This is a genomic window from Streptomyces spongiae (assembly GCF_009377185.1).
Taxonomy (GTDB): domain Bacteria; phylum Actinomycetota; class Actinomycetes; order Streptomycetales; family Streptomycetaceae; genus Streptomyces; species Streptomyces spongiae.
In genome coordinates this window covers 1-7,466 of the sequence record NZ_VJZC01000497.1, presented here as the reverse complement: position 1 = coordinate 7,466, position 7,466 = coordinate 1, and the positions used below count along the sequence as shown (strand labels likewise).

Below are 7,466 nucleotides of genomic sequence, written 5' to 3'. Positions count from 1 at the left end.
CCCCCGGACCTACGCCAGCCCCCGCCGGGCCACCGCGGGCGCCCGGTGCCCGGCGATCGACGCCACCATGTCCAGCACCTGCCGCGTCTCCGCCACCTCGTGCACCCGATACACCTGCGCCCCCAGCCACGCCGACACCGCGGTCGTAGCCAGCGTCCCCACCACCCGCTCCTTCACCGGCTTGTCCAACGTCTCCCCGACGAAGTCCTTGTTGGACAGGGACACCAGCACCGGCCACCCCGTGGCAACCATCTCGCCCAGCCGCCGCGTCGCCTCCAGACTGTGCCGCGTGTTCTTCCCGAAGTCGTGCCCCGGATCGATGAGCACCCCCTCCCGGGGCACCCCGAGGGCCACCGCACGCTCGGCCAGCCCCACGGTCACCCCCAGGATGTCGGCCATGACGTCGTCGTACGTGACGCGATGAGGACGCGTACGGGGCTCGGCACCCCCGGCGTGCGTACACACAAGGCCCACCCCGTACCGCGCCGCGACCTCCGCGAGCCGAGGGTCCACCCCACCCCACGCGTCGTTGAGCAGATCCGCTCCCGCCTCGCAGACCGCCTCACCCACCTCGTGCCGCCACGTGTCGACACTGATGACGACATCGGGGAAGCGACGCCGGACCTCCGCGACGAAGCCCACGGTCCGCCGCGCCTCCTCCTCGGCCGACACCTCCTCGCCCGGCCCGGCCTTGACCCCGCCGATGTCGATGATCGCGGCGCCCTCGGCCACCGCCTGCTCCACGCGCGCGAGCGCGGGCTCGTCCCGGAAGGTGGCGCCCTGGTCGTAGAAGGAGTCCGGGGTCCGGTTCACGATCGCCATGATCACCGGCTCGTGCGTGCCGAATTCACGCCTGCCCAGCCTGAGCATCCCCTGTGACCTCTCCCAGTACGTCCCACTGCTTAGCCGCCTGCGACCTTAACTGTCAGACTCGCATGGCACGATCGGAGCCGGACAGGCGCGCCGGAGGCGCTGCACGACAGAAGGGGTACCCCCAGCGATGTTCATGTTCTTGTTCCTGGTCGTCGCGCTGGCCGTCGTGGTCGCCGCGGTGACGCTCGCGGTGGTGGGGGGTGGTGGCGAGAGCGGCGCGCTGCCGGAGACCGTGCCCGAGCGGTTCCAGGACCCCCTGCCACCGGACCGCCCCGTGAACCGCGCCGACGTGGAGACGCTCCGCTTCCCCGTCGCCGTGCGCGGCTACCGCATGACGGACGTGGACGACGCCCTCGGCCGCCTCGGCGCCGAGCTCGCCGAGAGGGACGCCCGGATCGCCGACCTGGAGGCCGCCCTCGCCGGAGCCCGCACGGCCACGCCCCCCACCTCGCTGCACAAGCCGGAAGAGGGGGAGCACCAGTGAGCGGTGCCGCCATAGCGGGCCCGGACGGCAGACTGCGCTGCCCGTGGGCCCTGTCGACCGAGGACTACGTGGCGTACCACGACGGCGAGTGGGGCCGCCCGGTCCATGGTGACGACGCGCTGTTCGAGCGGCTCTCCCTGGAGGCATTCCAGTCCGGGCTCTCGTGGATCACCATCCTCCGCCGCCGTTCCGGCTTCCGGGCCGCCTTCGCCGACTTCAAGATCGCCTCGGTGGCGTCCTTCACCGACGACGACCGCACCCGCCTCCTCGCCGACCCGGGCATCATCCGCAACCGCGCCAAGATCGACGCGACCCTCGCGAACGCCCGTGTGCTGGCCGAGTGGTCCCCGGGCGAGCTGGACGAGCTGATCTGGTCCCACGCCCCCGATCAGTCGACCCGCCCGGCCCCGAAGACCCTCACCGACGTGCCCGCCATCACGGACGAGTCGACGGCACTGTCGAAGGCCCTCAAGAAGCGGGGCCTGCGCTTCGTCGGCCCCACCACGGCATACGCGCTCATGCAGGCCTGCGGCCTGGTCGACGACCACCTGTCGGACTGCACGGCGAGGCGTCACTGAGCCGCGGGCTCGGGGGGCTCCGGGGGAGCGAGGGCTGAGTGATCGCCCCCGCTCCTCACACGCCGGAGGGGCTGAATGGTCGGACCCTCAGCGCCCCAGATACTTCGGCTTCTCCTTGTTGACGAACGCCTGCACCGCGATCCCGTGGTCCTCCGAGGAGCCCGCCCGCGTCTGGAGCTCGTCCTCCTTCTCCAGCGTCTCCTCCAGCGAGTGGGACAACCCGTAGGCGACGGCTTCCTTCAGCGCCGCGTACGCCAGGGTCGGGCCCTCCGCCAGGGCCCGGGCCACCTTCTCCGCCTCGGCCCGCAACTCGGACGCCGGGACGACCCGGCCCGCGATGCCCAGCTCGTACGCCTCCTGGGCCTTGATGCTGCGCGGGAAGAGCAGCAGGTCGGTGGCGCGCCCGGGGCCGACGACCCTCGGCAGCGTCCACGAGACACCGGAGTCGGCGGTCAGCGCGACCCCGGCGAACGAGGTGTTGAAGGACGCCGTGTCCGCGACGACCCGGTAGTCCGCGGCGAGCGCGAAGCCGAAGCCGGCCCCGGCCGCGACCCCGTTCACCCCGGCCACCACCGGCTTCGTCATCCCGGCCAGCGCCCGCACGATCGGGTTGTAGTGCTCGCGTACGGTGCTCATGGTCTGGCCGGAGCCGGTCTCGCGGTCGCTCACCAGCAGCCCGATGTGCTCCTTGAGGTCCTGGCCCACGCAGAACGCCCGGTCCCCGGCGGCCGTCAGCAGCACGGCCCGTACGGCGTCGTCGTCGGCGGCGGACCGTGCCGCCTCCCGAAGGGCGACCTTGGTCTCGACGTTCAGCGCGTTCATCGCCTCCGGGCGGTTCAGCGTGATCGTCGCCAGCCCGTCGCTCACTTCGTAGAGCACGGTGTCGGCCATGTTGGTTTCCCCTCCGTGTCGCGGCTCCGGCGTACCGGTCGGTACGTCCTGCGTCATGGCACAGCATGGCGGAGATCACCGGCGGTGGCGCGGGCCGGACGTGTGACCTGCGTCAAAGAATTCCTGTCGGTGGAACTCCGGTGGAACTCCGCGCGGTCGCGCAGTATCGCAGCCACATCGCCGAATTGAGTGGTTTTGCTCGCGCGCGTTGCCCAAGCGATGCCGACTGATGTTGGTCATCGGGTCCTGAGATGCGGGATAATGGCCTGGAAGCAATGTGTTCGATGCCGGTGTCGCGTGTCCGAGTGGAGAACGCGCGTGCCCTTCAAGGGGCCGTCGGCTGACGGTGAGCTGGTTTCAGGAAGGGGAACGAGCATGGCGGCCATGAAGCCGCGGACGGGCGATGGCCCGCTCGAGGTGACCAAGGAGGGGCGGGGCATCGTCATGCGCGTTCCGCTCGAAGGCGGCGGTCGGCTCGTCGTCGAGCTGACCCCTGACGAGGCCGACGCCCTCGGCGACGCCCTCAAGAAGGTCGTCGGCTGACGCGCGGAAGCGACCATACCCTTTCAACTGCCCCGGTACCGAACGCGCGGTACCGGGGTGGTTGTTTTCCGGGGCGGATTGTGCCTCAGGGCCGGGGCGGTCGTTTCTCAGGGCCGGTTCCGCTGCTTTTTTGCTCTCCAGAGCACGTCCGCTCCTCCAAAGCACTACAGCCCGCTCAGCGCGAGGTGCCGCGCTCCGTCACCGCTTGACCGCGCACAGCAGTCCGTCCCCCACCGGGAGCAGCGACGGCACCAGGTCCTGGCTCTCCCGGACCGCGCGCAGCAGCTCCCGAATCCGTATGACCTCCGTGGGCTGCGGGCCCGAGTCGACGGTCCGGCCGTTGGCGAAGACGCCCTCGAAGACCACCAGGCCCCCCGGGCGGAGCAGGCGCAACGATTCAGCGAGATACTCCAGGGACTCCAGCCGGTCGCCGTCACAGAAGACGAGGTCGTAGCCGGCGTCCGCGAGCCGGGGGAGGACGTCCAGGGCGCGGCCCGGGATGAAACGGGCGCGGTTGCTGGCGAAGCCGCACGCGCGGAAGGCCTGCCGGGCGAACTGCTGGTGCTCCGGCTCCGGATCCACGGTGGTCAGCACCCCGTCCGGCCGCATACCGCGCAGCAGATGGATCCCGGAGACGCCGGTCCCGGTCCCGATCTCCGCCACCGCCTTCGCGTCCACGGTGGCGGCGAGCAACCGCAGCGCGGCGCCCGTGCCGGGCGACACCGAGCGCAGCCCTGCCTCGCGGGCCCGGTCACGGGCCCAGCGCAGAGCTTCGTCCTCGGCGACAAAGGCGTCGGCGAACGCCCAGCTCGTCGGCCGGTTGGCGGTAATGACCCTCTCCTGTCCCCGTGGTTGCCTCGGCGTGACTGTATCCGTTGGCGCCGGGAACCCGCAGATGGGACCGGTCGTTTAGAAGGGTGGTAAAGACAGCGGGGGGCATCGGATGAATGAGGACGCCGAGCAGGTGCTGACGCAGGCCCGTCAGCCAGGGCAGCGTGTATCAAAATTTCGTAAAACCGCTTATCCGGAGCTAACGGGCGAGGTGGCTATGGTAGGGGCTCCACTGGACACCACCAGAGCCGACAGGGGAGGTGCGGCTGCGCCTGTGGATCGGGGAGGAGTGCTGCGGCGCTTTCTCGGGTCGGCGGGCAGGCCGAAATCCGTGAACGACACCGCTGACCACAGCCACGCCGCTGACTTCGCCCAGACCGCGACCTTCTCCACCGACGCGGACGGGCAGGCGTGGACTCCGCCCACCTGGGAGGAGATCGTCAGCACGCACAGCGGCCGGGTCTACCGACTGGCATACCGCCTCACCGGAAACCAGCACGACGCGGAGGATCTCACCCAGGAGGTCTTCGTCCGCGTCTTCCGCTCCCTGTCCACCTACACGCCGGGCACCTTCGAGGGCTGGCTGCACCGCATCACCACGAACCTCTTCCTGGACATGGTGCGCCGCAAGCAGCGCATCCGCTTCGACGCCCTCGGAGAGGACGCGGCCGAGCGGCTGCCCAGCCGTGAGCCCTCCCCGCAGCAGGTCTTCAACGACTCGCACTTCGACGCGGACGTCCAGCAGGCCCTCGACACCCTCGCGCCCGAGTTCCGCGCCGCGGTGGTGCTGTGCGACATCGAAGGGCTGTCGTACGAGGAGATCGCCGCGACCCTCGGCGTCAAACTCGGCACGGTGCGTTCGCGGATCCACCGCGGCCGTTCCCAGCTGCGCAAGGCCCTCGCGCACCGTTCGCCGGAGGCCCGCGCCGAGCGCCGCACCTTCGCCGTCGGAGTGCCGGCGCTGGGAGGAGGGGGCGCGACCGCGTGAGTGGATCACGGCCGAATCCCGGCGAGCGGCGCGTCGCCGACCAGCATCTTGGGGACCGACTCTCCGCCCTGGTGGACGGAGAGCTCGGTCATGACTCGCGTGAGCGCGTCCTGGCCCACCTTGCCACCTGTACGAAGTGCAAGGCGGAGGCCGACGCCCAGCGCCGGCTGAAGAACGTGTTCGCGGAGGCGGCCCCTCCGTCGCCCTCCGAGAGCTTCCTGGCCCGCCTCCAGGGGCTTCCCGGGGGAGGTGACCTCGACGGCGGTGGCTCGCCGCTGAGCGGGGGAGGCTTCGGCGGAAGACTTCCGGGGCCCGGCGGAGGACCGGGGCTGCCCGGTGACCCCAGGGTCGCCGGAGGTCCCGGAGTCTTCGGAGTGAGGGGCGAGCCCTTCGGATACGTCCCGTCGGGGCCGCACGCCGGTGTGCTGTCGCCGTCGGAGGAGCGCGGCCTGTTCGGAGGCCGTGGGGTCGCCGGCGGACGGGGTTTCTTCGGCGACCGTGGGATGCCCGGCGGCGGGCGCGGGTTCTTCGGTGACCGCAGCCCCTCCAGTGGGCGGGGTTTCTTCGGCGACCGGGGCCCGGGACTGCCCGGGGACCGGGGACCCGTGGAGAACCCCGAGTTCGCCGGGGCCGACGGGAGTGGGCTCGCCGAGGGCGCGGATTCCGTGGGGCCCGTTGCCGACGGTGGCATCACCGATGCCCCCGCCGTCACAGGTGACCGTGGCTTCCGTATCCATCACGTCGGGCGTCACGACGCCGAGCGGCAGGCCTCGCGAGGTATGCGGTTCGCCTTCGTGGCGGCCGGAGCGGTGTCGTTGGCCGCCATCGCGCTCGGCGGGATGTCCACCGGCGTGCCCGCGGACACCACGGAGGCGCGGGGCGGCTCGGGCTCGGGAAGCAATGTGACGCCGATGCGGGCACCGGGTTCGGGCACCACCGGCGTCCCCGAGTCGCAGCGTCGCCGGGGATCCGTCGCACCGCTGCTCGGACAGGGACAGGGGACCCTGGGTGAGGCCCCCGTGGCGCCCACCGAGGTGTCCGCCCCCCTGCTGCCCGGAGTCCCCGCTCCGGCCGGCCAGGGCCAGCAGTCCGCGCATCCGCTGACCGCCCCCGTACTGGCAGGCGCGGCCGCGATGTCCCCGCTCATACGGCCGCTCGCATCGAGCTCGCACATCCTGTCGGCGGAGTGGCCGACGACACCGGAGCTCGTGGCTCCGGGACTGCTGAGCGCCCCCGCCGCGACCACGTCCCCCACACCCGCACCTCCTACGGTCCCCTGACCCCGTGCACTGCGCCGCGGCCCGTGAACCTGGTTGAATCCATGGTGGGCCGCGTCCGCCGGGATGACCCCGGACGCGGAGTCGACGATCTGTGATGACCGCCGGCGAGTCGTGCCGCGGGCCAGGTGTGGGGAGAGCATGAACGAGGGGAAACCCACGAAGGCGAAGTGGTGGAGCCGCCCCCGAGCCCAGGGCACGGGAGCCGGCCTGACGCCGGATCACATGGCCACGGAGCGGGCCTCGTCGGGGCCGGAGGGCGGTCCGGGCGTGGCACCGGGCCTCGCGGGCGCCCAGGGCCCGACAGGGGGCTCCTCGGCCGACCGGGGTGAGGCGCCGGTGCGCTCGGCGGTGGTGCGGGACGACGTGGCCGGTTCGGCGGGGGCGAGTGCGGCTGTGACGGCGAGGGCGGGAGCGACTGACGTCGGCGGTCGCGACAGTGGCGGCGACTTCGAGTTGCGGCGTCCGGACGAGGTGGCTCCCGACGGTGGTGCGGCGACCGACGGCGACTTCGAGCTGGCCCGGCCCGCGGGCACGGCACCGCCGCGGGCCGAGAGCCGGGCAGCGGTGTGGGAAGCGCCGGGCGGCGAGGGCGACTTCGAGCTCGAACGGCCGGCCGCCGTCGTGACGCCTGCGCCTGCCGCTGCCGCTGTGCCTGTGCCTGCGCCTGCGCCCGAGTCAGGGTCCGTGTCGGTGTCCGAGTCCGCGTACGGTGCGGTGACCGGGGCGAGCAGCGTGGCCGAGATCCCCGAGCCCCTCGGACCCACCAACGCCGTACCGGCGAGCGCCGCGACCGCCGACGACGCGTCCTCCCGCTCCATAGCCGAAGCCGGCATGCCCCAGGACAGCCACGTCGGCGCCTCTGGCGGGGCGAGCGCCAACAGTGCGAGCGGCCCCGGCCAGGCAATCGCCCACAGCGAGGCGGGCGCCCGTGCGGACGGTCGTGCCGGTGTCTCCGCCGAGCGGCCCAGGACGCTGCACGCCCCCGACCCCTACAGCAC

The 7,466-nt window shown here is 72.1% G+C and carries 8 protein-coding genes and 1 pseudogene; 6 read left to right on the top strand and 3 right to left on the bottom strand.

The annotated features are described in order from the left end of the window. Nucleotides 1–9 precede the first annotated feature (9 nt). Entirely contained in the window at nt 10–870 is an 861-nt protein-coding gene (gene folP, locus FNH08_RS39470; RefSeq protein WP_152776338.1) for a dihydropteroate synthase, read from the bottom strand. Nucleotides 871–1,000: 130 nt separating this feature from the next. On the opposite strand from folP, the gene FNH08_RS39465 reads away from it, so the two are divergent. Then, on the top strand, nt 1,001–1,357 hold the full coding sequence (locus tag FNH08_RS39465) for a DivIVA domain-containing protein (protein WP_152776337.1): 357 nt from the start codon (nt 1,001–1,003) through the stop codon (nt 1,355–1,357). Beyond that, a complete protein-coding gene (locus FNH08_RS39460) occupies nt 1,354–1,935 on the top strand; it encodes a DNA-3-methyladenine glycosylase I (RefSeq protein WP_322726209.1) in 582 nt (193 codons plus the stop codon). Before FNH08_RS39465 ends, FNH08_RS39460 begins: the two co-directional genes overlap by 4 nt. Nucleotides 1,936–2,022: 87 nt before the next feature. Here the strand turns inward: FNH08_RS39460 and chcB are convergent, their stop codons facing one another. Next, nucleotides 2,023–2,826, bottom strand: a complete 804-nt coding sequence (gene chcB / locus FNH08_RS39455; RefSeq protein ID WP_152776336.1) for a 2-cyclohexenylcarbonyl CoA isomerase — start codon at nt 2,824–2,826, stop codon at nt 2,023–2,025. Between the two features lie 375 nt (nt 2,827–3,201). Between chcB and FNH08_RS39450 the strand changes: the two genes are divergently transcribed. Continuing rightward, on the top strand, nt 3,202–3,369 hold the full coding sequence (locus FNH08_RS39450; RefSeq protein WP_003966491.1) for a DUF3117 domain-containing protein: 168 nt from the start codon (nt 3,202–3,204) through the stop codon (nt 3,367–3,369). 198 nt (nt 3,370–3,567) lie between these two features. Here FNH08_RS39450 and FNH08_RS39445 read toward each other — a convergent pair whose 3' ends face one another. Next, nucleotides 3,568–4,266: an O-methyltransferase gene (locus tag FNH08_RS39445; RefSeq protein WP_322726211.1), complete on the bottom strand. Its 699-nt coding sequence runs from the start codon at nt 4,264–4,266 to the stop codon at nt 3,568–3,570. 223 nt (nt 4,267–4,489) lie between these two features. Here FNH08_RS39445 and sigE point away from each other — a divergent pair, with 223 nt between their 5' ends. The 3 genes and pseudogenes from sigE to FNH08_RS39430 form a co-directional block, all read left to right on the top strand. Next, on the top strand, nt 4,490–5,188 hold the full coding sequence (gene sigE / locus FNH08_RS39440; RefSeq protein ID WP_322726210.1) for an RNA polymerase sigma factor SigE: 699 nt from the start codon (nt 4,490–4,492) through the stop codon (nt 5,186–5,188). After that, complete coding sequence (locus FNH08_RS39435; RefSeq protein WP_322726208.1) at nt 5,185–6,468, top strand: anti-sigma factor family protein; 1,284 nt, start codon at nt 5,185–5,187, stop codon at nt 6,466–6,468. The genes sigE and FNH08_RS39435 overlap by 4 nt, the downstream gene beginning before the upstream one ends. A gap of 138 nt (nt 6,469–6,606) precedes the next feature. Next, nucleotides 6,607–7,466 (top strand): annotated as a pseudogene (locus tag FNH08_RS39430) (hypothetical protein); the annotation flags it as partial.

Coding starts and splice junctions, on each gene's coding strand:
- folP (WP_152776338.1), bottom strand. CDS start 870: ATGCTCAGGCTGGGCAGGCGTGAATTCGGCACGCACGAGCCGGTGATC.
- FNH08_RS39465 (WP_152776337.1), top strand. CDS start 1,001: ATGTTCATGTTCTTGTTCCTGGTCGTCGCGCTGGCCGTCGTGGTCGCC.
- chcB (WP_152776336.1), bottom strand. CDS start 2,826: ATGGCCGACACCGTGCTCTACGAAGTGAGCGACGGGCTGGCGACGATC.
- FNH08_RS39450 (WP_003966491.1), top strand. CDS start 3,202: ATGGCGGCCATGAAGCCGCGGACGGGCGATGGCCCGCTCGAGGTGACC.